Here is a 21,037-nt window from a genome sequence, read left to right on the forward strand (position 1 = left end):
TTATAGGCACATTCCTACGCCGACGCCACGTACCAGAAGTCGTGCAGCGCTTAGTCGTGCGCCTGATAGACCGGGTCTGTGGCCTGAAGTTGCCGCAGCCGGCCCAACGGATCCTGCCGGTAGAAAAGCTTCAGTTGCAAGTAGACCTGTGGATAAGCCTCGTGCAGCAGATCCGGGGCGCTGAAGAAGTATTCGCTGGTGACTGCAAAGAACTCGGCAGGATTTTCGGCCGCGTACGGGTCGATGGCGGTTTCGACGTCTGGGTGGCGGTCGAGCTGGTGGTTGAGGTCGTCGTAGGCGTGTTGCATGACCTCGGCCCAGTCGCTGACGCGCATGTCGGCGTGCAGCGGCGGCAGGCCGTTGGCGTCGCCGTTGAGCATGTCGAGCTTGTGCGCCAGCTCGTGGATCACCAGGTTGTAGCCTTCCCAGCCACCACTGGCCATTACCCCGGGCCAGGCGAGGATCACCGGCCCCTGTTGCCAGGCCTCGCCGCTGTGCTCGCCGTCCCACTCGTGTTCGACCCCGCTGGCATCGCGATGGCGTTGCGGGCTGAGGAAGTCGTCGGGGTAGAGGATGATTTCGTGAAAGCCCTGATACCAGTTCAGATCGCCGAGTTTGAGCAGCGGCAACTGGGCCTGCGCGGCGAGCAGCAGGCGTTGCTCCTGATGCAGTTCGACGCCGGGCAGGGCGGTCAGGTGTTTGTCTTCGAGAAACAACACGCAGGCTTCACGCAACCACTGGTCCTCGGCGGCGCTGATGCCGTCAAGAAAGCTCAGGTGGTGGCGCACCCGTTGCCACAGGTCGTCGGCAATCGGGTGCCTGGCGAGGATGCGCCGGCGACGCCAGGCGCTCAGTGACCACATCGGATCAGTGGGTTTCGGCTTTGGCGCCGCCGAAACGGCTGCGCACCACACCGATGATCATCGGGACCAGCGACAGCAGGATGATGCCGACGACCAGCAACGACAGGTTCTTCTTGATGAACGGCACGTTGCCGAAGAAGTAACCCAGGGTCACCAGACCGCCGACCCAGAGGATGGTGCCGAACACGCTGAACGCGAAGAAGCGCGGATACGGCATTTTCCCGACGCCGGCGACGAAAGGGGCAAACGTGCGGATGATCGGCAGGAATCGCGCCAGGGTCACGGTTTTACCGCCGTGCTTGTCGTAGAAGTCGTGGGTTTTCTGCAGGTAGTCGCGACGGAAGATTTTCGAGTTCGGGTTACTGAAGAGTTTTTCTCCGGCTGTTCGACCAATCACGTAGTTGGTGCTGTCGCCGAGGATGGCCGCGAGCATCAACAGACCGCCCAACAGGACCGGATCCATGCCACCGCCCGCCGCAACGGCACCGGCAATGAACAGCAACGAATCGCCCGGCAGGAACGGCATCACCACCAGACCGGTTTCACAGAAGATGACAGCGAACAGAATCGCGTAGATCCACGGCCCGTAGTTGGTGACCAGCAAATCGAGGTACACATCGAGATGCAGGATAAGGTCGAGCGGGTTGAAATCCATGGGGGCACCTGTGGTGACGGCCCGACTCGGCAGGCCTGTGCGGATGATTCGGGTGTAAGCCTACAGCGGGGTGTAGTTTTTCTTACAAGCCGGAAAGCTCGGGATTATACGGTCTGAGAGGTGAAAAGCGCGTTGGTTTTGTAGCGGGGGATGTCGGGGTGTGAACAAATGTCAGGCAGGCATTGATGATGGCGGCAAGGCGGGTGTGGCGAGGGAGCTTGCTCCCGCTGGAGGGCGGAGCACTCCCAAGCCTTGATTTGCCTGACCTGTTGAGATGACTGAGGTGGGGCCGCTTCGCAGCCCGGCGGGAGCAAGCTCCCTCGCCACAACAGGTCCTTGATGAGTGCTAAAGCTCGTCGCTGATCGGCAACACGTAGTTCTTGAACTCGGTGTCTTCCTTGAAGCCGATGGATTCGTAGGTTTTCTGCGCCACTTCGTTGTTGCTGCTGGTGGAGACGCGCATGCGTACGGCCTGGGTTTCCTTGGCCATTTTCTTCGCGGTGCGGATCAGGTTGTCGGCCACCAGCTGCCGGCGGGCGTCTTCGGCGACATAGATGTCGTTGAGGATCCACACGCGTTTGAGCGACAGCGAGGAAAAACTTGGATACAGCTGGCAGAAGCCCATCAGCTTCTTGTCGTCATCGTCGGCCAGGGCCAGGTAAATCACCGACTCCTTGCGGCGCAGGCGTTTTTCGAGAAACGCGCGGGAGGAATCCGGGTAAGGCAGGGAACCGTAGAACTCGCGATATTTGACGAACAACGGGGTCAGCAAATCCAGATGTTCGAGGGTCGCTTGAATAATCCGCATGATAGGTCTCGTCTTCAAGTGGCTGTCTTCAACTGCTCTGACGGCGATGGGAAACCCTGGCGGCCGTGCATCGATCCTGCCTGAAAGCAGCGCAGAAACGCAATGCGGAAACGGTTCAGGTTGTCGACGGGCCCAGTAGGAAGTTTCCCTTCATGTCCGCCCCGGCGTCCGACTCCAGCGTCTGAACCTGTGCTTCGTCCTTCAGATTGACCCCCGACAACTGGCGCCGGCAGGCCTCGCGCATCAGATACAGCAAGCGATGCGCCGCCATACCGTAACTCAAGCCCTCGAGCCGCACGTTGGAGATGCAATTGCGGTAGGCATCGGTCAGCCCGATTTTTGGATTGTAGGTGAAATATAAACCGAGGCTGTCGGGCGAACTCAGGCCCGGACGCTCGCCGATCAGCATCACCACCATTTTTGCGCCGAGCAACTGACCGATTTCATCACCGACGGCGACCCGGCCCTGTTCCACCAGCACCACGGGGGCAATCGACCAGCCGTCGGCGCTCATCTGCTCCTCCAGGCGGGTCAAAAACGGCACGGTATGCCGATGCACGGCCAGCGCCGACAAGCCGTCCGCCACCACAAGCGCCAGATCGACGCCGCCGGGGTGCACTTGCGCGTAATCGCGCAAGCTCTGCGCCGAGTCTTCGCTGAGTTTGCGCCCCAGATCCGGGCGTTGCAGATAGCTGTTGCGATCCGTTGCCGCGCTGTGCAGCAACAGGCTCTCGCGCCCGCGCTCGCTCAGTTGCGCGCTGAGCCCGGCGTGATCGAACGGCAGATGCACCGCATCCCGCGCCTGGGCGTGGGCGAACTGGAAATCCAGCTGGGCGCTGGTCGGCAGGCTGGTGCCGGTGCGGCCGAGGGCGATGCGCGCCGGGGTCAGGCGGCGCAGCTCCAGCCATGGGTTTTGCGGGTCGACAGGCGGTTTTTCCATAACACTCATCTCAGTTGCGCCAGCGCCTGGCGGAAGGCCGGCGGCAGGTTGTTGCCAAAGCGAACCTTGCCGTCCGCCTGGGTGAAGATGCCCATGTTCGCCAGCCATTGTTCGAACTCCGGCGCCGGTTTCAGGCCCAGGGTCTGGCGCGCGTAGAGCGCGTCGTGGAACGAGGTGGTCTGGTAGTTGAGCATGATGTCGTCGGAGCCGGGGATGCCCATGATGAAGTTGATCCCGGCTACACCGAGCAACGTCAGCAGGGTGTCCATGTCGTCCTGGTCGGCTTCGGCATGGTTGGTGTAGCAGATGTCGCACCCCATCGGCACGCCGAGCAATTTGCCGCAAAAATGGTCTTCGAGGCCGGCGCGGATGATCTGTTTGCCGTTATAGAGGTATTCCGGGCCGATGAAACCGACCACGGTGTTCACCAGAAACGGCTTGAAATGCCGCGCCACGGCGTAGGCCCGGGTTTCGCAGGTCTGCTGGTCGACACCGTGGTGGGCGTTGGCCGACAGTGCGCTGCCCTGGCCGGTCTCGAAATACATCAGGTTTTGCCCGAGAGTGCCGCGTTTGAGGCTCAGCCCCGCGTCGTAGCCTTCCTGCAAGACGTTCAGGTTGATGCCGAAACTGGCGTTGGCCGCTTCGGTGCCGGCGATCGACTGGAACACCAGGTCCAGCGGCACGCCACGGTTGATCGCCTCGATCGAGGTGGTGACGTGGGTCAGCACGCAGGCCTGGGTCGGGATGTCATAGCGCTGGATGATCGCGTCGAGCATTTCCAGCATCGCGCAGATCGAGGCAATGCTGTCGGTGGCCGGGTTGATGCCGATCATCGCGTCGCCGTTGCCGTACAGCAGACCGTCGAGAATGCTTGCGGCGATCCCGGACGGCTCGTCGGTCGGATGGTTGGGTTGCAGGCGGGTCGACAGGCGGCCGCGCAGGCCGAGGGTGCCGCGAAATTGTGTGACCACGCGGATCTTCTGCGCCACCAGCACCAGATCCTGCACGCGCATGATCTTCGAAACGGCGGCGACCATTTCCGGGGTCAGGCCGGGGGAGAGGGCGCGCAGGCTGGTTTCGTCGGCCGCCTCGCTGAGCAGCCAGTCGCGGAAACCGCCGACGGTGAGGTGGCTGACCACGGCAAAGGCCTGTTTGTCGTGGGTGTCGATGATCAGTCGGGTGACTTCATCGGTTTCGTAGGGAATCAGCGCTTCCTGCAAGAAATGCGTGAGCGGGATGTCGGCCAGCGCCATTTGTGCGGCCACGCGTTCGCCGTCATTGAGCGCGGCGACGCCGGCCAGGAAATCCCCGGAGCGTGCCGGGCTGGCCTTGGCCATGACGTCCTTGAGGCTGTCGAAGCGATAGGTCTGGGCGCCGACGGAATGGGCAAATGCGGCCATGGGGCGGTGTCCTCCGGTAATGCGGGAATACGTGTTTGTAGGAGTGAGCCTGCTCGCGATGCAGGCAACTCGGTGCAACAGTCATACCGCGTCGATGCGATCGCGAGCAGGCTCACTCCTACAGTTTTTGTGTGCACTTCTATATAGCGGGCACCGGGCGAAAGGCCCGGTGCCGGTGCAACTAGATCCCTTCGAGCATAGCGTCTGCCGGGGCTTCGGCGCGTTGTTTGGCGGTCAGCTGGAAGTACAGATAACCAGCGGCCATGAAGCCCAGGAACACGCAACCGATCAGCGTGTTGAACCACGCCATCGCCACCAGGCACACCACCGCCAGGAACAGCGCAATCGCCGGCACCACCGGGTAGCCCGGGGCGCGGAAGGTGCGTTCGAGGTTCGGTTCGGTTTTGCGCAGTTTGAACAGGCTGAGCATGCTGATGATGTACATCACGATCGCGCCGAACACCGACATGGTGATCATCGCCGCAGTCAGGGTCATGCCCTGCAGATTGACCAGACCATCGCTGTAGATTGCCGCGATGCCGATCACGCCGCCGGCCAGAATGGCCCGGTGCGGGGTCTGGAAACGCGACAGCTTGGCCAGGCTTTTCGGCAGGTAACCGGCGCGAGCGAGGGCGAAGAACTGTCGCGAGTAACCGAGGATGATGCCGTGGAAACTCGCCACCAGGCCGAACAGGCCGATCCACACCAGCATGTGCATCCACGAAGAATTGTTGCCGACCACCGCTTTCATCGCCTGTGGCAGCGGATCGTTGATGTTCGACAGCTGGCGCCAGTCGCCGACACCGCCGGCCATCACCATCACACCGATGGCGAGGAACACCAGGGTCAGAATGCCGCTGACGTAAGCCTTGGGAATCGTGCGCTTCGGGTCCTTGGCTTCTTCGGCCGCCATGGCGGCGCCTTCGATGGCGAGGAAGAACCAGATCGCGAACGGGATCGCCGCGAAGATTCCGGGGATCGAACCCAGGGTGAATTCGTTGGCACCCGACCAGCCGTTGAGCACGAAGTTGCTGAAGCTGAAGCCCGGCGCGACCACGCCCATGAACACCAGCAGCTCGGCGACCGCGAGTACGGTGACCACCAGTTCAAAGGTCGCGGCGATGCTGACGCCGAGGATGTTCAGGGTCATGAACACAAAGTACGCGCCGACCGCCGCGATCTTCGGATCAAGTTCCGGGTACTGCACGTTGAGGTAGGCGCCGATCGCCATGGCGATGGCCGGCGGGGCAAAGACGAATTCGATCAGGGTGGCGATGCCGGCAATCAACCCGCCTTTCTCGCCAAATGCCCGACGGCTGTAGGCAAACGGCCCGCCCGCGTGGGGAATCGCTGTGGTCAGTTCGGTGAAACTGAAGATGAAGCAGGTGTACATGGTCGCGACCATCAGCGCCGTGACCAGAAAACCGAGCGTGCCCGCGGTGCCCCAGCCGTAACTCCAGCCGAAGTATTCGCCGGAAATCACCAGGCCGACGGCAATGCCCCAGAGGTGCAGGGTGCCGAGTGTGGGTTTGAGCTGTGTGGTGGAAGTCATAAGTCCTCTCTGTTTTTTATTGTTCGATCTGTTGGACTTTCGGGTGCAACGGGTTGGGTGGATGGAGGCTGTTCACGCAGCGGCGGTTTTCGTGCAAATCCTGAATGACGGGTACGCAAGGGCCGTGCCAGAGCGGCCAAGCCTTGGGGTTGTGTCATAAAGGACGCCGATCGCGAGCAGGCTCACTCCTACAAAAGGAATGCGGTGCAATCGTAGGAGCGAGCCTGCTCGCGATAGCGGTCGATAAGGCGACACAGAATCATCTGTGTCGCCCCGGGTTTTAGAAGAAGCCCAGCGGATTGATGTCGTAGCTCACCAGCAGGTTTTTGGTCTGCTGGTAGTGGTCGAGCATCATCTTGTGGGTTTCACGGCCGACGCCGGACTTCTTGTACCCGCCGAACGCGGCGTGTGCCGGGTACAGGTGGTAGCAGTTGGTCCACACACGACCGGCCTTGATCGCGCGGCCCATGCGGTAGGCGCGGTTGATGTCGCGGGTCCACAGCCCGGCACCGAGGCCGAACTCGGTGTCGTTGGCGATTGCCAGGGCTTCGGCTTCGTCCTTGAAGGTGGTGATGCTCACCACCGGGCCGAAGATTTCTTCCTGGAATACGCGCATCTTGTTGGTGCCCTTGAGCAGGGTCGGCTGGATGTAATAGCCGGTCGCCAGATTGCCCTCGAGTTTTTCCACCTTGCCGCCGGTCAGCAGCTCGGCGCCTTCGCCCTTGGCGATTTCCAGGTACGACAGGATCTTGTCGAATTGCTGCTCGGATGCCTGCGCGCCAACCATGGTGTCGGTGTCGAGCGGGTCGCCGCGTTTGATCTGCAGGACTTTCTTCATCACCACTTGCATGAATTCGTCGTAGATCGACTCCTGCACCAGCGCGCGGGACGGGCAGGTGCACACTTCGCCCTGGTTGAAGAACGCCAGCACCAGGCCTTCGGCAGCTTTTTCGATGAAGGTCGGCTCGGCCTGCATGATGTCTTCGAAGAAGATGTTCGGCGATTTGCCGCCCAGCTCCACGGTGGACGGAATGATGTTCTCGGCCGCGCATTTCATGATGTGCGAGCCGACCGGGGTCGAGCCGGTAAAGGCGATCTTGGCGATGCGTTTGCTGGTGGCCAGTGCTTCGCCGGCTTCTTTGCCGAAGCCTTGCACCACGTTGAGCACGCCCGGTGGCAGCAGGTCACCGATCAGCTCCATCAGCACGCAGATGCCCAGCGGAGTTTGCTCGGCCGGCTTGAGCACCACGCAATTGCCGGCGGCCAGCGCCGGGGCGAGTTTCCACGCGGCCATCAGCAGCGGGAAGTTCCACGGGATGATCTGGCCGACCACGCCCAGTGGTTCATGGATGTGATAGGCAACGGTGTTGCCGTCGATTTCGGCCGCGCTGCCTTCCTGGGCGCGCAGGCACCCGGCGAAGTAGCGGAAATGGTCGGCAGCCAGCGGAATGTCGGCGTTGAGGGTTTCGCGGATGGCTTTGCCGTTGTCCCAGGTTTCGGTGATCGCCAGCAGTTCGAGGTTCTGTTCGATGCGGTCGGCGATTTTCAGCAGGATCAGCGAGCGCGCCTGCACGGAGGTCGCGCCCCACGCGTCGGCAGCGGCGTGGGCGGCGTCCAGTGCCTTGTCGATGTCTTCGGCAGTGGAGCGGGGGAATTCGGCAATCGGTTGGCCATTCACTGGCGAGGTATTGGTGAAGTACTGACCTTTGACAGGCGCGACGAACTCGCCGCCGATGTAGTTACCGTACTTGCTCTTGAACGAGACTTTGGCGCCTTCAGTACCGGGGTGAGCGTAACGCATGATGATGTTCTCCTTGGCTTTGTACTTATTAGAGAAACGCGCAAGTGCGCTTGCTATAAGCGTAGAGCAAGGGTCGGGCCACTGCCGTGCAGGGCAGGCAAATCAAGGCTTTGCGTGTTTTCTGTCGGACGGGCGGGCGGCGCCTGTGATGGTTTCGGTACAGACGGGGTGACAGTTTGTACCGCTTTTGGCACAGCGTGTGACTGACCGGTCTTGCCAGCATTGCAATGCCGGAGCGGCTGGAGGATGCTGGGCGTCAAATTGTCGCAGAGCGCTGTTCTGTGGCGAGGGAGCTTGCTCCCGCCGGGCTGCGAAGCAGTCCTGAAATGTTTACCGCTCATATACTTCGGCGAGCGCTTCGCACTCGAGCGGGAGCAAGCTCCCTCGCCACAGGTCAGTGTTGGCAGTCTGGAAGGGTCGACCTTTCGGGGAGAATAACAAGAAATGCACGACAACCATTTGAGCCGCCATGCCCAACAGGTGCTCACCGTGACTCAGGGCAAACCGCACCTGCACGGGCCCGGTGCCGACCCGTCGATTGCGCGGTCGTGGCTGCGCTGTCTTGAGGACTATCACCTCGACCCGGCGCTTGCCATGGCGCCCACCGTGCTCGAACACGGGCGCGTTCTTGAAAGCCGCGAGCGCCTGCAACAGGTGTTGCAGATTGCCGGCAATGAAATGAGCAGCCTGCACCAACAGCTGTCCGGCGCCGGCCATGCGGTGCTGCTGACCGACGCACGCGGGGTGATCCTCAACTGCGTCACCGCGCCTGCCGAACGCAAGATTTTCGAACGTGCCGGCCTCTGGCTCGGCGCCGACTGGAGCGAGGCCTGCGAAGGCACCAACGGCATCGGCACCTGCCTGGTCGAGCGCCAGGCGCTGACCATCCATCAAGACGAACACTTTCGCGGCCGCCACACCGGCCTGACCTGCTCGGCGAGCCCGGTGTTCGATCCGCACGGCGAATTGCTCGCGGTGCTCGACGTGTCCTCGGCGCGCCACGACGTTTCGCGGCAGAGCCAGTTCCACACCATGGCGCTGGTCAATCTGTCGGCGAAAATGATTGAGAGCTGCTATTTCCTGCGTTGCTTCGATAACCAGTGGTTGCTGCGTTTTCACTTGCAGGCCGAATCCGTCGGCTTGTTCAGCGAAGGGCTGCTGGCGTTTGACGGGGAAGGGCGGATCAGCGCGGTCAACCAGAGTGCGCTGAACCTGCTGGGGCATATTCGCGGTGGCTTGTTGGGCAAACCGGTGGAGGCGTTTTTCGATTGCTCGCTGGACGAACTGCTCAGTCGCGCCAGCGCCAATGCCAGCGCCAGTTGGCCGCTGCGCACCCGCGACGGGCGTCATTTGTTTGCCTTGCTGCGCGGTGAGTCGCGCAAACCGGCGCCGATCATGCCGGCCGCGGTCGTGGTCAAGCCGCAACCGCTGGCGGGCATTTGCCTCGGCGACGCGGCGCTGCAAGCGGATTTTCGCAAGGCGCTGCGGGTGTTCGAACGCGACGTGCCGCTGCTGGTCAACGGCGAAACCGGTTCTGGTAAAGAAGCCTTCGCCAAGGCTGTGCATCACGCCAGCCAACGCGCCAGCAGAGCTTTTGTGGCGCTCAACTGCGCGGCGATCCCCGAGAGCCTGATCGAGAGCGAACTGTTCGGTTATCGCGGCGGCAGTTTCACCGGCGCGCGCAAGGACGGCATGCGTGGCAAGTTACAGCAGGCCGATGGCGGCACGTTGTTCCTCGATGAAATCGGCGACATGCCGCTGGCGCTGCAGACCCGTTTGTTGCGGGTGCTGGAAGACCGCCAGGTGGTGCCGATCGGTGGCGAGCCGGAAGCGGTCAACGTGCGGATCATCAGCGCCACCCACCGCAATCTGCTGGAGCGGGTCGAAGACGGGAGTTTTCGTGAAGATCTGTATTACCGGCTCAATGGCCTGGAGGTCGCGCTACCGGCGTTACGCGAACGTAGCGACAAGTCGCAGTTGCTGGATTTCCTGCTGGCCGAAGAGGCGGGTGGGGAAGTGATCGTGATCGACGAACCGGCGCGCCAGGCGTTGCTGGCCTTCAACTGGCCGGGCAACGTGCGGCAGTTGCGCAATGTCCTGCGCACGCTGGCGGCGTTGTGCGATGACGGACGGATCGGGCTGGAGGATTTGCCGGCGATGATTCGGCAGATACGGCCGCCGCTGGAGCTGAAGACGGCTGAGTCCGAGCATCCGCTGGAGGACGCCGAGCGTTTGGCGTTGCTCACTGCGCTGGAGCAGACCCGTTGGCACATGACTCACACCGCCGAGCAACTGGGCGTGAGCCGCAACACCCTCTACAGAAAGCTGCGCAAACACGGCATCGCCCGAACCGGATAAATCCCCCTGTAGGAGCTGCCGAAGGCTGCGATCTTTTGATCTTGTTCTTTATAGGATCAAAAGATCGCAGCCTCGTTGCACTCGTCAGCTCCTACAGGTGGGGTAGTGATCGTGGTCGTGGGTGATGGTGATCAGCTAAAGAGTGCGATTTTCCCCACCCTACGCTAACCTGCGGCCATGTTTTACGAGGTCGACTATGCACATTCATATTCTGGGTATCTGCGGGACTTTCATGGGCTCGATGGCGGTTCTGGCCAAAGAGCTGGGCCATCACGTGACCGGCTCCGACGCTAACGTCTATCCGCCGATGAGCACGCAGCTTGAGGCCCAGGGCATTCAGCTGACCCAAGGCTACGACCCGGCCCAACTTGATCCGGCACCGGATCTGGTGGTGATCGGCAACGCCATGTCCCGCGGCAACCCGGCGGTGGAATATGTGCTGAACAAAGGCTTGCCGTACGTCTCCGGCCCGCAGTGGCTGGCGGATCACGTGCTGCAAGGGCGCTGGGTGCTGGCGGTGGCCGGTACGCACGGAAAGACCACCACCAGCAGCATGCTCGCCTGGGTGCTGGAACACGCCGGCATGAGCCCGGGGTTCCTGATCGGCGGTGTACCGCAGAACTTCTCGGTGTCCGCACGTCTGGGCGGCACGCCGTTCTTCGTGATCGAGGCTGACGAATACGACAGCGCGTTCTTCGACAAACGTTCGAAATTCGTCCACTACCGCCCGCGTACCGCGATCCTCAACAACCTTGAGTTCGATCACGCGGACATCTTCCCCGATCTGCCAGCGATCGAGCGACAGTTCCACCACTTGGTGCGCACCATTCCGAGCGAAGGTCTGGTCATTCACCCGACCACCGAACCGGCCTTGCAGCGCGTGATCGAAATGGGCTGCTGGACCCCGGTGCAAACCACCGGCGTGGGCGGTCAGTGGCAGGTCAAGTTGCTCAAGGATGACGGTTCGGCATTCGAAGTGATGTTTGAAGGCGTGTCCCAAGGCACCGTCGAATGGGAACTGACCGGTCAACACAACGTCGCCAACGCCTTGGCGGCTCTGGCGGCGGCGCGGCACGTCGGTGTGGTGCCATCGATGGGCATCGCCGGGTTGAGCGCGTTCAAGAACGTCAAACGCCGGATGGAGAAAGTCGCCGAAGTGCGCGGTATTACCATCTATGACGACTTCGCCCACCACCCGACGGCCATTGCCACCACCCTCGACGGCCTGCGCAAACGCATCGGCGATGCGCCGCTGATCGCGATCATCGAGCCGCGCTCCAATTCGATGAAGCTCGGCGCGCACCGCGATGGCTTGCCGGACAGTGTGGTCGATGCCGACCAGGTGATCTGGTACGCGCCGGCCAACCTCGGTTGGGATCTGGCCGGCACCGCCGCGTTGTGCACCGTTCCGTCGATCGTCAGCGATTCGCTCGAAGGCATCATCGAACGCGTGAAGAGCCAGGCCCAGCCCGGCACCCACGTGGTGATCATGAGCAACGGCGGCTTCGGCGGCCTGCATGGCAAACTCGCCGAGGCGCTGAAATGAACACTCCTTCCCAGTACGGTGGCCCGGAACGCATCACGCTGGCGATGACCGGCGCGTCCGGCGCGCAGTACGGTTTGCGCCTGCTCGATTGTCTGGTGCGGGAAGATCGCGAGGTGCACTTCCTGATCTCCAAGGCCGCGCAACTGGTGATGGCCACCGAGACTGACGTCTCGCTGCCGGCCAAACCGCAGATGATGCAGGCGTTCCTCACCGAGTACACCGGAGCGGCCGCCGGGCAGATTCGTGTGTACGGCAAGGAAGACTGGATGTCGCCGGTGGCCTCGGGCTCCGGCGCGCCGGCGGCGATGGTCGTGGTGCCGTGCTCCACCGGCACTTTGTCGGCAATTGCCACGGGCGCCTGCAACAACCTGATCGAACGCGCCGCCGATGTCACGTTGAAGGAGCGTCGCCAGTTGATTCTGGTACCGCGCGAGGCGCCGTATTCAAGCATTCATCTGGAGCACATGCTCAAGCTGTCGAACATGGGCGTGACCATCCTGCCGGCCTCGCCGGGTTTCTATCACCAGCCACAGACCATCGACGACCTGATCGATTTCGTCGTGGCGCGGATTCTCAATCTGTTGGGGATTCCTCAGGACATGCTGCCGCGTTGGGGCGAACATCATTTGAGCAGCGATGAATAAGCTGCTGGCGATCGTGCTGGCGCTGCAACTGGCCGGCTGTGCCACCGCGCGTACGCTGGATGCCGCAAAACCGGGCGCGCCGGTGGTGTATTCCGGGACGCGCCTGGATTTGTATGCGATGAATGGCGGGTGTTGTGCGATGGACCGGTTCGGGGCTGAGGCGCCGAGCTATCCGGGGGTGGATCTACCGGCCAGTGCGTTGCTCGATACGCTGTTGCTGCCGTTATCGTTGCTCACCGTGATCGGTGTGGGGTTTCAGGCGACTGGCGGGTTGTAGGGGACTGCTGTGGCGAGGGAGCTTGCTCCCGCTGGGGTTGGCGACTGCTGCGCAGTCGAGCGGGAGCAAGCTCCCTCGCCACAAAGTCCCGCTGTTATTTACCGAGCTTGCGCAATTCATCCGATTCGATAACCCGCACCCCATCCTGTTCTTCCAGCGCCAGACGCCACATCGCCCGGGCCAGTTGGCAGGCTTCGATGCCGCGGTACTTGCCGGGAATCAATTTCGACAGCGGCCCGGCCAATTGCTCGGCCAAGCGAGGCTCCGTGCGCTCACCCAACAGCAGCGACGGCCGGCAAATGGTCAGTTGCGGCCAGTCCTGGGCGCGCAGCGCTTGCTCCATTTCGCCTTTGACCCGGTTGTAGAAAATCGATGACTTCGGATCGGCGCCCAGCGCACTGATCACGATCAGATGCCGTGCGCCCATCTCCCGCGCGCGTTTGGCGAACGCCACCACCATGTCCAGATCCACCGCGCGAAATGCGGCTTCCGAGCCGGCCTGCTTGATGGTGGTGCCGAGGCAGCAATAGGCGATATCGACGCGACCACTGAGTTGCGGCAGAAACGCCTGTGGGTCGCCGACCGGGTTTTCCAGGTGCGGATGTTCGGCCAGCGGCCGGCGTGACGGGGCGAGCACGCGGGTGATCGTCGGCTCGTTGAGCAAACGGTCGAGCAGGTGTTCACCGGTCAATCCGGTGGCTCCGGCAAGCAATACGTGCTGAGGCGTCAAGTACATAGTGTCTCTCCCTTGATACTGTTCAGCTTAGTTGCTGTTTGTTGCTCCGTCGTTCAATGCAGCGCTTTGCAACGCTTTTCTTGCTTGCTGTTTGCGTAGCAGTTGCCAGTGCGACAGCACGGTCTTGGGCGCCCAGATCTGTGGTTCCGAGGCTTCGAAATTGTCTGCCAGTTCACGTTCGGCAACGGTGGCCTTGGCCAGTTTGAAGGCTTGTTCCAGGTCGTCGGTCTGGTTCAGCGCCTGGGCAAACAAGGCGTCGCCGAAGTAGGTGAAGTTGGCTTCTTCCGAGCAGCCGAACGACACGCGATCGGCACGCGACGCGGTCATGATCAGTGTGCGCTCATCTTTCAGCGCGGGGATGAAACCGCCGGAGTAGCACGAGGAAATCACGATCACCTTGTCGCGATTTTTCAGGGGGGCGAGCACGGCTGCGAGTTCGTCGGCGGGCAGGTCGGCCAGTTCCATACGCGGCTGGTCGAGCACCAGTTCGTGTTCGGCAGTGCCGTGGCTGGTCAGGTAGATGAAGATCAGGTCTTCCGGGCCGCTGCGTTCGGCCAGGGTCTGCGCGGCACGGCGCAGGTTTTCGCGGGTGGCCATCGGCCGGTCGGCGAGATGTTCGCGGTGGTTGACCAGACGAATCTGGCCATAGGCACCGAAGCGCGTGGTGAGCATGTTGGCGACGTAGTCGGACTCGCGCAGGAACACGCTTTGCTTGCCGTCGCCGCCGAGGGTCAGGGTGTACAGCTCCACCGCCGGGGTCGAGGCGGGCACGGCGGCCAGCGCGTTGTCGAGCAGGCGGCCCTGAGCCAGCAGGCCGAGTTCGAGGGTGTCGGGCAACAGCTTGCCGTCGGCGTCACGCACGCGCTGGCCGTTGATCCAGGTGCCGCTGAGCACGGTGCCATCGGTCAGCACCAGGGTGCCGCGCCCGGCGTAGCTGTCGCTGTCGAACTCGCCGATGTAGAAACTGCCGTCAGACAGGTTCAATCGGCCCTGTCCGCTGAAACGCCAGTCATTGAAGTAGCCGACGTAATGGCTGCCGTCGGCGCCGATCAATTCGCCCTTGCCGGTCAGCGCGCCTTCCTTGAACTGGCCGAGCCAGACGTCGCCATCGGCGTTTTCATAGCGGCCCTTGCCGTGCAGCTGGCTGTTCTTGAAGCCGCCGACATAGATGTCGCCATCGGCACTGTTGAAGGTGCCGTTGCCTTCGAGCTGGCCGTTGACGAAATGGCCGCTGAACGTATTGCCACTGGCGTCGCCGCGCTGGCCTTCGCCGTTGGGTTTGCCGTGGGCGAACTGGCCCTGATAAGAGCTGCCGTCGTCCATTTCCAGACGGCCCAGCCCGGAATACTGATCAGCCTTGAACTCGCCACGGTAGGTCATGGCGTTTTCCTTGAGGGTGCCTTCGCCGTCGCGCCGACCCTGCTTGAAACCACCGGTGTAACTGCTGGCGTTGGTGGTCAGGCTGCCCTGGCCATCGAACAGCCCCTGTTGGAACTGGCCGCGATAGACCTCGCCGTTGCTGCCGTGCCACTCACCCTGGCCGTGCCATTGGCCCTTGTCGAACTGCCCGGCGTACCAGCTGCCGTTGGGGTAGTCGACGCGGCCCTGGCCTTGCAGCAAGCCGTTGACCAGTTCGCCGCGATAGCGTCCGCCGTCCGGCAGGCGCGCATCCGGAGGCAGCAGCGATTCGCCGTCGCCGCACGCGGTGAGCATCAGGGTCAGGGCAAGGGGTGCAAGAGTAGCGAGTGAGCGCATAGCGGGATCCGGGCAATTAGGCGACCGAGTATGCCGCAGCTATGTGACCTAATACAGCCGGGAAAACAGCGCTGATGCGAAACAGCGTGCGCCGTTTCGCATCCGCTCAATCAAACGAAGCAGAGCGACAGCGGCTCGGCGATGTAGGCCGGTTTGTCCGAGCCCTCTATCTCCAGCGTGGCGGTGGCTTTGAGCAGCCATTGCCCGGGTTTCTTCTCGGTGACTTCGGCGAGGTCGACCTTCAAGCGGACTTTTGAATTGACCTTCACTGGCTGGATGAAACGCACGCTGTCCAGGCCGTAGTTGACCACCATCTTCAGGCCTTGCGGCAGCACGAGGATGTCTTCCATCAGTTTGGGGATCAGCGACAGTGACAGGAAACCGTGGGCAATGGTGCTGCCAAATGGCGTTTGCGCGGCTTTGACCGGGTCGACGTGAATGAACTGGTAATCCCCAGTGGCTTCGGCGAACAGGTTGATGCGCTCCTGATCGATGGTGAGCCATTCGGAACGTCCGAGTTCCTTGCCGACATAATCTTTGAGCTCTGCAACGGGAACATAGGGCATTGAGACTCTCCTTGGGTTCATCGGTTTTATAGTTTTTCAGGTGGGGGATTTGACCGCCCTGCGAACCACTGTAGATCATCATGGCGATTTGCTCCGGTCAACCGACCATGCTTTTGGCGAATGCCGATCCATAGCGCTGCCGTGCTTATAATGCCGAGGACTTGCGGGGGGAGATGTCTGATGTTGTTACGTGGCCTGACCATGCTGGTGCTGTTCCAACTGCTCGGCACGGCGCTCAACCATTTGCTGTTGCCGGTGCTGCCGGGCCCGATCATCGGCCTGCTGCTGTTGCTGGTGTTCCTGATCATTCGCGGCGAAGTCGGCGAGCCGCTGAACCTCGCGGCCGGCAGCCTGTTGCGTTATCTGCCGCTGCTGTTGGTGCCGCCCGCCGTCGGCGTGATGGTTTATGCGAGCGACATTGCCGCCGATTTCTGGGCGATTGTCGGCGCACTGGTGCTGTCGTTGATCCTGTCGATGGCCTTCGCCGGGGTGCTGATGCAGCGGCTGGTCAAGCGCCACGCACACCGCTCGGAGGAGTCCTGATGCTGTTCGATTGGCAGGGGGCGTGGGCCTCGGTGATCCATCATCCGCTGTTCGGCATCGGCATCACCCTCGGTGCCTATCAACTGGTGCTGGCGGCGTTCGAGAAAACCCGCTGGATCTTTCTGCAACCGGTACTGGTCTCGATGCTGTTGGTGATCGGTGTGCTGGTCGGCTGCGGCCTGACCTACGCCGAGTACCGCAAGAGCACCGAGATCCTCAGCATTCTGCTGGGCCCGGCGACGGTGGCGCTGGCGGTGCCGCTGTATCTCAACCTCAAGCGTATCCGCCAATTGTTCTGGCCGATTTTTACTACGCTGGTGATAGGCGGGGTGGTCGCGACGGGCATGGGCGTGTTGCTCGGCTGGTGGTTCGGTGCCGAGCACATGATTCTGATGACCATGGCGCCGAAGTCGGTGACCTCGCCGATTGCCATGCTGGTGGCCGAGCAGATCGGTGGCGTCGCGGCGCTGGCGGCGGTGTTCGTGTTGATCACCGGCGTGATCGGCGCGATCTTCGGCCCGGCGTTGCTGACCCGGCTTGGCGTGCACAGCCCCGAAGCGCGCGGCATGGCGCTGGGCATGACCGCACACGCGGTCGGCACCTCGGTGGCGTTGCAGGAAAGCGAAGAGTGCGGCGCCTTCGCGGCGCTGGCGATGAGTCTGATGGGCGTTGCAACGGCGGTGTTCCTGCCGTTGGCGGTGTCGATGGTGGTGTAAGGAAATGTCTATGAATCTGCCGCTTTTCCCGCTGAACACAGTGCTGTTTCCTGGCTGCAATCTCGATTTGCAGATCTTCGAGGCGCGCTATCTGGACATGATCGGTCGCTGCATGAAACAGGGCGTCGGCTTCGGCGTGGTGTGCATCCTCGACGGCCACGAAGTCGGCGTCGCGCCAGATGGCTTTGCTCTGGTCGGCTGCGAAGCGCGGATCACTGATTTCCAGCAACAGGACAACGGTCTGCTGGGGATTCGGGTGCAGGGCGGGCGGCGCTTTCAGGTGCTGCGCACCGAAGTGCAGCGCGATCAGTTGATCCTGGCCGACGTCGAGTGGCTGGACGACGAACCCGAGCAGCCACTACAGGACGAGGACGCTGATCTGGTGGCGCTGCTCAAGGCCTTGGCCGAGCACCCGATGGTCGAGGCTTTGAACATGGGCACTGATGCGTTGGGCCAGCAGTCACTGGCCAATCAACTGGCCTATCTGCTGCCGTTCGCCGAAGAGGACAAGATCGACCTGCTGCAACTCGACGATCCGCAGCAGCGGCTGGATGCCATCCAGGCGTTACTTGATGAGTTGCAGGGTGAGTTGTTCGCGTAGTTTTACTTTGAATCAAGTTGGTGTGTTTGCCAGCATTGTTTTGGTTTTGTCTTTATCTTACTTTTTATTCATCAACAAGAAGTTGATGGTTTTAATAAAGATAAGGATGGAATCATGACGGTTTACGAGGATGAATGGGCGTTCTGGGATGACATAGCCGGGAAGTATATTTTCAAGCACGCAGACACCGATCAAAACGTTTCAAAGGTTATTGAGGCTGCAGGTGTTTACGCTGATCTGATGGTCGTCGCTCGTCGTAAACGAAGGGCGGGAAGAATTCCTGAAGGCGATGTGCCCAGGGTGTCAGTGACGGCGGCCAGTTTCAGAATGGACGGCGCTTCAAAATAAACTGCTTGTTTCAATAATAACGGCCATTTGCAGTTTATTGGCAGTATGGCGTCTGCGTGAGTAACTGATATGTCTTCGATAAAAATCAATAGTAATTCCTTTACGGTGAATCTTTACGTGGATGGCCTGCCGGTCGTTCTTAATCAGCAGCGTTTGAAGCAGCGCTTGCGCGATGTGCGGATTACCAGGCGTGAGCGACTGGACGTCGAGGTGGCTTTGGCAAGCCGCGTGGGTTCGGACTTTCTTACATTGGCAGATCATGAAGATGACAAGCCGTTGTTGTTTCGGTTGGTGCCGCAAGGTGACAAGTACACAATTCAAACGATTTTAAAAGGCGATTATGATGAGGGGTACCTGGCGATCAGTAAGTCTGCTCGCCATGTTTTTGTCGGTGATGTGGTTCAGAGTCGTCAATTCACGTTGGTGAAACATGATGTGGAGAGTGCGCGGTTCAGTGATCTTGATAAAGGCCCTTGTTATGTTGCTCTCGCGGTTGACGGGCGGGACGCGATATACCTGGCCCATGAAAATGGCAAGCGCTACTTCAAGGACGTTGATCCGAATATGACCAAGCATGATGCGTTCAACAACAAGCCAGTTACGTTTGTTCTGAAAGTTATCGAAAGACCCGAAGGCTAATGATGATGAGCGCCAGCCGATTCGATTTGATTGTCTCGGCGGCGCCTCATCAAAGTTGCCATCAATAGGCGTAACGCAACATCGTATGCGGTAAATGCCGAAGGACGAAGAAACCGAACAGCGCGACCAGCGCCGGCAACACCAGCCACCAGACTTTCGGCGGCAAGGGGGCGAGTGGCATCTGGCGTTGACTCAGCCACAGGGCTGCCGCGCAGACGCACGCCGCCAGCATTGCGCCGGCCAGAACATCGGTCGGCCAATGCGCGCCCAGGTATACCCGTGACAAGGCAATCGCCAGGGCCGGAATACAGCCGAGCAGCAGCCACGTCAGGCGCATGCGTGGCGGCTGTCCGCGTCCGGCCAGCACAGCGAGGGAGAGGAACAGCGCAAACGACCCCGATGCGTGACCGCTGGGCATGCTGAAACTGGTCAGTGGTTCGGTCAGGACTTCCGGTCGTACCCGGGCGAAGAACTGCTTGGTCCCGGTATTCGCCAGCGCCGTGAACAACAGTGTGCCACCCACGAAAATAGCCTGACGCCATTGCTTGCACAGCAACAGCAGCCCGGTCAACAAGGCGCTGAAGATGAACATGTTGCGGAACTCGCCGATCAGCGTGAAGGTGACCGCAATTTCATCCAGTGCCGGTTGGCGGTGTTCCTGCACCAGCGTCATCACACCTTGATCGAGTGCCGAGAGATACGGATAGCCGATGAACAGGCCGATCAGAATCAGCAGGCTCATGCTGCTGATCCACAATGTGGCCCGGCGATGCCGGCGCAAGCTGCTGTTGACACTGAGGCCGACCATCACCGCGATGCTGCCGGCGACGATCCCGGCCTGTAGCCAGAAACCTTCCGGTAACGGCAAACGGATCGCCGCGCCAGTGGCCCAGCCCGGCAGCAGATAGGCGACACTCCAGCCGGCAGCGGCCAGCAGGCTGACGGCGGCAAAGCGCGCGAAGGGCATGTCGCACATGCCGGCGACCATCGGCAGCATGGGGCGCAACGGGCCGATAAAACGGCCAACCAGCAGGCTGGCGATGCCGTAACGCTGGAAGTAGGTTTCAGCGCCGGCCATCCATTCCGGGTGATGGCGCAGGCCGGGCAAACGGCGGATGTTCTGATGGAAATGGCGGCCGAGGTAATACGACACCGCATCGCCCAGAAGCCCGCCGAGAAAGCCCAGCAGCAGGGTTTCGCTCAATGGCAGCGCGCCGCTGCCGGCCAGGACGGCCACGGCAAACAACAGCACGGTGCCAGGCACGATTATCCCGGCAATCGCCAGACACTCCACGAACGCGACGATAAACACCGCAGCCGCCAGCCACTGCGGATTGGCGGCAAGCCATCCGGTCACGCTATCGAGCCATGGGCCCATAAAACCACTCCATCAAATCTTCAATTGATCCTTGTAGGAGTGAGCCTGCTCGCGATGGCGCCTGGTCAGTCGACTTCTTCGTTGACTGATACACCGCTTTCGCGAGCAGGCTCACTCCTACAGTGAGTTCCTTTTACTTCAGACCTGCCTCTAACCCCGGCAGCAGCAAGTAATCGCGCCCTTCGACCTGACCCCGGCGCAGCGGGTTCCGCGTGCACCATGGTGCGTAGCTGGCGTCGACGAAGCGGTACATCAGGTGTTCATCCCGGCCCTGGGGGATACCCAGTCGGGTCGTCTGAATGATCTGTGACGGCACCGGGCCGGTGTCTTCCACCAACAGCCATTCATGGTCGAAACGCTTGGCGTCCCACACCGGCACCTTCAAGCCGAGTGCCTTGCACAGCAACGTCTGGCCGGCGCAGAGCTTTTGCGAAGGGCGTGGACGGCCCTGTGCATCGGGGTTGTTCAGCAGCATCTGCGCCAGACTCGCCGGCCCGCTGATTTCATCGACCCATGGATAGGCGGATTTGATCAGCACGGCGTTGCCCGGCCCCTGCGCGCTGAAATTCAGCGAATCACCACCGCGGGCGTAATACATATAGATGTGCCCGCCATCCAGAAACAAAGCCTTACGCTTTTCCGTGTAGCCGAGGGACGCGTGACTGCCTTTTTCCGCGCAGTAATAGGCTTCGGTTTCGATGATCCGGGCGCTGAGCCACAGATCACCGACCCGGTGGCGGATGACTTTACCGAGCAGTTCGCGAGCCAGCACTTGCGCATCACGGTCGAAAAAAGCGTCCGGAAGGCCCAGTGGCAGGCGCTCGGCGGTGGCGCGAACGGTCAGGTTGGACATGGCAAACGGTGTTTATCCAGGCGAAGGAGGTCGTGATGATAACAATCCGAGGCTTAAT

At 61.4% G+C, this 21,037-nt stretch carries 21 protein-coding genes; 9 read left to right on the forward strand and 12 right to left on the reverse strand.

The annotated features are described in order from the left end of the window. Positions 1-50 precede the first annotated feature (50 nt). From J5M57_RS09465 to J5M57_RS09495, 7 genes are all read right to left on the reverse strand, one after another. Positions 51-863, reverse strand: a complete 813-nt coding sequence (locus J5M57_RS09465) for a zinc-dependent peptidase (protein ID WP_207849008.1) — start codon at positions 861-863, stop codon at positions 51-53. A 4-nt stretch (positions 864-867) separates the two neighbouring features. Continuing rightward, complete coding sequence (locus J5M57_RS09470; protein ID WP_003228594.1) at positions 868-1,518, reverse strand: DedA family protein; 651 nt, start codon at positions 1,516-1,518, stop codon at positions 868-870. 346 nt (positions 1,519-1,864) lie between these two features. Next, positions 1,865-2,326, reverse strand: coding sequence for a GNAT family N-acetyltransferase (locus J5M57_RS09475; protein WP_003228592.1), 462 nt, complete (start codon positions 2,324-2,326; stop codon positions 1,865-1,867). Between the two features lie 115 nt (positions 2,327-2,441). Then, positions 2,442-3,266, reverse strand: coding sequence for an ethanolamine ammonia-lyase subunit EutC (gene eutC / locus J5M57_RS09480; protein WP_169843261.1), 825 nt, complete (start codon positions 3,264-3,266; stop codon positions 2,442-2,444). 5 nt (positions 3,267-3,271) lie between these two features. Then, complete coding sequence (locus J5M57_RS09485) at positions 3,272-4,666, reverse strand: ethanolamine ammonia-lyase subunit EutB (protein ID WP_207849010.1); 1,395 nt, start codon at positions 4,664-4,666, stop codon at positions 3,272-3,274. A gap of 181 nt (positions 4,667-4,847) precedes the next feature. After that, positions 4,848-6,218: an ethanolamine permease gene (gene eat / locus J5M57_RS09490; RefSeq protein WP_064589414.1), complete on the reverse strand. Its 1,371-nt coding sequence runs from the start codon at positions 6,216-6,218 to the stop codon at positions 4,848-4,850. A 280-nt stretch (positions 6,219-6,498) separates the two neighbouring features. Further along, positions 6,499-8,019 (reverse strand): aldehyde dehydrogenase family protein, encoded by a 1,521-nt coding sequence (locus J5M57_RS09495; protein ID WP_025108675.1) that lies wholly within the window; start codon positions 8,017-8,019, stop codon positions 6,499-6,501. Between the two features lie 444 nt (positions 8,020-8,463). On the opposite strand from J5M57_RS09495, the gene J5M57_RS09500 reads away from it, so the two are divergent. The 4 genes from J5M57_RS09500 to J5M57_RS09515 all read left to right on the forward strand — a co-directional run bounded on the left by J5M57_RS09500 (position 8,464) and on the right by J5M57_RS09515 (position 12,844). Continuing rightward, positions 8,464-10,377 carry a sigma-54-dependent Fis family transcriptional regulator gene (locus tag J5M57_RS09500; protein WP_207849011.1) on the forward strand — a complete coding sequence of 638 codons (1,914 nt, stop codon included), beginning with the start codon at positions 8,464-8,466 and terminating at the stop codon, positions 10,375-10,377. A 196-nt stretch (positions 10,378-10,573) separates the two neighbouring features. Continuing rightward, positions 10,574-11,923, forward strand: coding sequence for a UDP-N-acetylmuramate:L-alanyl-gamma-D-glutamyl-meso-diaminopimelate ligase (gene mpl, locus J5M57_RS09505; RefSeq protein WP_064589412.1), 1,350 nt, complete (start codon positions 10,574-10,576; stop codon positions 11,921-11,923). Beyond that, a complete protein-coding gene (gene ubiX / locus J5M57_RS09510; protein ID WP_064589411.1) occupies positions 11,920-12,567 on the forward strand; it encodes a flavin prenyltransferase UbiX in 648 nt (215 codons plus the stop codon). The genes mpl and ubiX overlap by 4 nt, the downstream gene beginning before the upstream one ends. After that, the gene (locus J5M57_RS09515) at positions 12,560-12,844 is read left to right on the forward strand and encodes a YceK/YidQ family lipoprotein (RefSeq protein ID WP_047602534.1); all 285 of its coding nucleotides are present in this window, start codon (positions 12,560-12,562) and stop codon (positions 12,842-12,844) included. Before ubiX ends, J5M57_RS09515 begins: the two co-directional genes overlap by 8 nt. A gap of 94 nt (positions 12,845-12,938) precedes the next feature. On the opposite strand, the gene J5M57_RS09520 is transcribed toward J5M57_RS09515, so the two are convergent. The 3 genes from J5M57_RS09520 to J5M57_RS09530 form a co-directional block, all read right to left on the reverse strand. Continuing rightward, positions 12,939-13,580 (reverse strand): oxidoreductase, encoded by a 642-nt coding sequence (locus J5M57_RS09520; RefSeq protein WP_064589409.1) that lies wholly within the window; start codon positions 13,578-13,580, stop codon positions 12,939-12,941. 27 nt (positions 13,581-13,607) lie between these two features. Then, positions 13,608-15,335, reverse strand: a complete 1,728-nt coding sequence (locus tag J5M57_RS09525; protein WP_207849013.1) for a C13 family peptidase — start codon at positions 15,333-15,335, stop codon at positions 13,608-13,610. A 110-nt stretch (positions 15,336-15,445) separates the two neighbouring features. After that, positions 15,446-15,901, reverse strand: coding sequence for a MaoC family dehydratase (locus J5M57_RS09530; RefSeq protein WP_003228575.1), 456 nt, complete (start codon positions 15,899-15,901; stop codon positions 15,446-15,448). Between the two features lie 180 nt (positions 15,902-16,081). Here J5M57_RS09530 and J5M57_RS09535 point away from each other — a divergent pair, with 180 nt between their 5' ends. The 5 genes from J5M57_RS09535 to J5M57_RS09555 all read left to right on the forward strand — a co-directional run bounded on the left by J5M57_RS09535 (position 16,082) and on the right by J5M57_RS09555 (position 18,748). Continuing rightward, a complete protein-coding gene (locus J5M57_RS09535; RefSeq protein ID WP_064589407.1) occupies positions 16,082-16,444 on the forward strand; it encodes a CidA/LrgA family protein in 363 nt (120 codons plus the stop codon). Further along, the gene (locus J5M57_RS09540; RefSeq protein WP_169843267.1) at positions 16,444-17,160 is read left to right on the forward strand and encodes an LrgB family protein; all 717 of its coding nucleotides are present in this window, start codon (positions 16,444-16,446) and stop codon (positions 17,158-17,160) included. The genes J5M57_RS09535 and J5M57_RS09540 overlap by 1 nt, the downstream gene beginning before the upstream one ends. A 10-nt stretch (positions 17,161-17,170) precedes the next feature. After that, entirely contained in the window at positions 17,171-17,761 is a 591-nt protein-coding gene (locus J5M57_RS09545) for an LON peptidase substrate-binding domain-containing protein (protein WP_207849015.1), read from the forward strand. A 114-nt stretch (positions 17,762-17,875) separates the two neighbouring features. Further along, a complete protein-coding gene (locus tag J5M57_RS09550) occupies positions 17,876-18,109 on the forward strand; it encodes a hypothetical protein (protein WP_207849016.1) in 234 nt (77 codons plus the stop codon). 69 nt (positions 18,110-18,178) lie between these two features. Continuing rightward, a complete protein-coding gene (locus J5M57_RS09555) occupies positions 18,179-18,748 on the forward strand; it encodes a hypothetical protein (protein WP_169843269.1) in 570 nt (189 codons plus the stop codon). A 61-nt stretch (positions 18,749-18,809) separates the two neighbouring features. On the opposite strand, the gene J5M57_RS09560 is transcribed toward J5M57_RS09555, so the two are convergent. Beyond that, entirely contained in the window at positions 18,810-20,126 is a 1,317-nt protein-coding gene (locus J5M57_RS09560; protein ID WP_169843270.1) for a bifunctional DedA family/phosphatase PAP2 family protein, read from the reverse strand. Between the two features lie 133 nt (positions 20,127-20,259). Beyond that, positions 20,260-20,979, reverse strand: a complete 720-nt coding sequence (locus J5M57_RS09565; RefSeq protein WP_207849017.1) for a DNA-3-methyladenine glycosylase — start codon at positions 20,977-20,979, stop codon at positions 20,260-20,262. Positions 20,980-21,037: the final 58 nt, after the last annotated feature.

This window comes from Pseudomonas sp. 86_A (assembly GCF_017491705.1).
Taxonomy (GTDB): Bacteria; Pseudomonadota; Gammaproteobacteria; order Pseudomonadales; family Pseudomonadaceae; genus Aquipseudomonas; species Aquipseudomonas koreensis.

Excerpts from the sequence above, each read along its gene's own strand:
- J5M57_RS09465 (WP_207849008.1), bottom strand. The coding sequence starts at position 863 with ATGTGGTCACTGAGCGCCTGGCGTCGCCGGCGCATCCTCGCCAGGCAC.
- J5M57_RS09470 (WP_003228594.1), bottom strand. The coding sequence starts at position 1,518 with ATGGATTTCAACCCGCTCGACCTTATCCTGCATCTCGATGTGTACCTC.
- J5M57_RS09475 (WP_003228592.1), bottom strand. The coding sequence starts at position 2,326 with ATGCGGATTATTCAAGCGACCCTCGAACATCTGGATTTGCTGACCCCG.
- eutC (WP_169843261.1), bottom strand. The coding sequence starts at position 3,266 with ATGGAAAAACCGCCTGTCGACCCGCAAAACCCATGGCTGGAGCTGCGC.
- J5M57_RS09485 (WP_207849010.1), bottom strand. The coding sequence starts at position 4,666 with ATGGCCGCATTTGCCCATTCCGTCGGCGCCCAGACCTATCGCTTCGAC.
- eat (WP_064589414.1), bottom strand. The coding sequence starts at position 6,218 with ATGACTTCCACCACACAGCTCAAACCCACACTCGGCACCCTGCACCTC.
- J5M57_RS09495 (WP_025108675.1), bottom strand. The coding sequence starts at position 8,019 with ATGCGTTACGCTCACCCCGGTACTGAAGGCGCCAAAGTCTCGTTCAAG.
- J5M57_RS09500 (WP_207849011.1), top strand. The coding sequence starts at position 8,464 with ATGCACGACAACCATTTGAGCCGCCATGCCCAACAGGTGCTCACCGTG.
- mpl (WP_064589412.1), top strand. The coding sequence starts at position 10,574 with ATGCACATTCATATTCTGGGTATCTGCGGGACTTTCATGGGCTCGATG.
- ubiX (WP_064589411.1), top strand. The coding sequence starts at position 11,920 with ATGAACACTCCTTCCCAGTACGGTGGCCCGGAACGCATCACGCTGGCG.
- J5M57_RS09515 (WP_047602534.1), top strand. The coding sequence starts at position 12,560 with ATGAATAAGCTGCTGGCGATCGTGCTGGCGCTGCAACTGGCCGGCTGT.
- J5M57_RS09520 (WP_064589409.1), bottom strand. The coding sequence starts at position 13,580 with ATGTACTTGACGCCTCAGCACGTATTGCTTGCCGGAGCCACCGGATTG.
- J5M57_RS09525 (WP_207849013.1), bottom strand. The coding sequence starts at position 15,335 with ATGCGCTCACTCGCTACTCTTGCACCCCTTGCCCTGACCCTGATGCTC.
- J5M57_RS09530 (WP_003228575.1), bottom strand. The coding sequence starts at position 15,901 with ATGCCCTATGTTCCCGTTGCAGAGCTCAAAGATTATGTCGGCAAGGAA.
- J5M57_RS09535 (WP_064589407.1), top strand. The coding sequence starts at position 16,082 with ATGTTGTTACGTGGCCTGACCATGCTGGTGCTGTTCCAACTGCTCGGC.
- J5M57_RS09540 (WP_169843267.1), top strand. The coding sequence starts at position 16,444 with ATGCTGTTCGATTGGCAGGGGGCGTGGGCCTCGGTGATCCATCATCCG.
- J5M57_RS09545 (WP_207849015.1), top strand. The coding sequence starts at position 17,171 with ATGAATCTGCCGCTTTTCCCGCTGAACACAGTGCTGTTTCCTGGCTGC.
- J5M57_RS09550 (WP_207849016.1), top strand. The coding sequence starts at position 17,876 with ATGACGGTTTACGAGGATGAATGGGCGTTCTGGGATGACATAGCCGGG.
- J5M57_RS09555 (WP_169843269.1), top strand. The coding sequence starts at position 18,179 with ATGTCTTCGATAAAAATCAATAGTAATTCCTTTACGGTGAATCTTTAC.
- J5M57_RS09560 (WP_169843270.1), bottom strand. The coding sequence starts at position 20,126 with ATGGGCCCATGGCTCGATAGCGTGACCGGATGGCTTGCCGCCAATCCG.
- J5M57_RS09565 (WP_207849017.1), bottom strand. The coding sequence starts at position 20,979 with ATGTCCAACCTGACCGTTCGCGCCACCGCCGAGCGCCTGCCACTGGGC.